Genomic DNA, 1,013 nt, shown 5'->3' on the forward strand with positions numbered 1-1,013 from the left:
CCAAACTGCTTGAGGTATTCGACGACGCGGTGCACTTCTTCATCCGACACGAAGGCGCCGTGAACGCGCTGCGGATAGCCGCTACCCGGCGGCAGGAAGAGCATGTCACCGTGGCCGAGCAGCGTCTCCGCGCCCATCTGGTCCAGCACCGTGCGCGAATCGATTTTGGACGACACCTGGAATGCGACGCGCGTCGGAATGTTGGCCTTGATGAGGCCGGTGATCACGTCGACCGAGGGCCGCTGTGTCGCCAGGATCAGGTGGATCCCGGCCGCGCGTGCCTTTTGCGCGAGGCGCGCGATCAGTTCCTCGATCTTCTTGCCCGCGACTATCATCAGGTCCGCCAGTTCGTCGATCACCACGACGATGGTCGGCAGCGTGGACAGCGGCTCGGGCGCGTCCGGAGTCAGCGAGAATGGGTTCGTCACGTATTTTTCCTGTGCCTTGCCGTCACGAATCTTCTGGTTGAAGCCGGCAAGGTTGCGCACGCCGAGCGCGGACATCAGGCGGTAACGCTTCTCCATTTCGGCGACGCACCAGGTCAGCGCGTTGGCGGCCAGCTTCATGTCGGTGACGACTGGTGCCAGCAGGTGCGGAATGCCGTCATAGACCGAGAGCTCCAGCATCTTCGGATCGATCATGATCAGCCGCACGTCTTCCGGCGTGGCCTTGTAGAGCAGCGACAGGATCATTGCGTTGATCGCGACCGACTTGCCGGAGCCGGTGGTACCTGCGACCAGCATGTGCGGCGCGCGCGCGAGGTCGGTAACGACCGGCGTGCCGGTGATGTCCTTGCCCATCGCCAGCGTCAGGTGCGAGCGCGAATGGCGGTAGGCATCTGAGGCCAGCATTTCGGACAGCTGGATCATCTGGCGCCGCGCATTCGGCAACTCCAGGCCCATGCAGGTCTTGCCGGGAATGGTTTCGACGACGCGAATGGAGGTCAGCCCGAGCGCGCGCGACAGGTCCTTCATCAGGCCGACGATCTGCGCGCCGCGCACGCCGACCGCCGG

At 64.3% G+C, this 1,013-nt stretch carries 1 protein-coding gene; it reads right to left on the bottom strand.

All coding sequences use genetic code 11. The features are described 5' to 3' along the window. Window positions 1-1,013, bottom strand: a 1,013-nt coding sequence (locus AYR66_RS12720; RefSeq protein WP_272938340.1) for a DNA translocase FtsK, incomplete at both ends; no start/stop codon positions are given.

It is taken from the genome of Noviherbaspirillum denitrificans (assembly GCF_002211445.1).
Taxonomy (GTDB): domain Bacteria; phylum Pseudomonadota; class Gammaproteobacteria; order Burkholderiales; family Burkholderiaceae_D; genus Noviherbaspirillum; species Noviherbaspirillum denitrificans.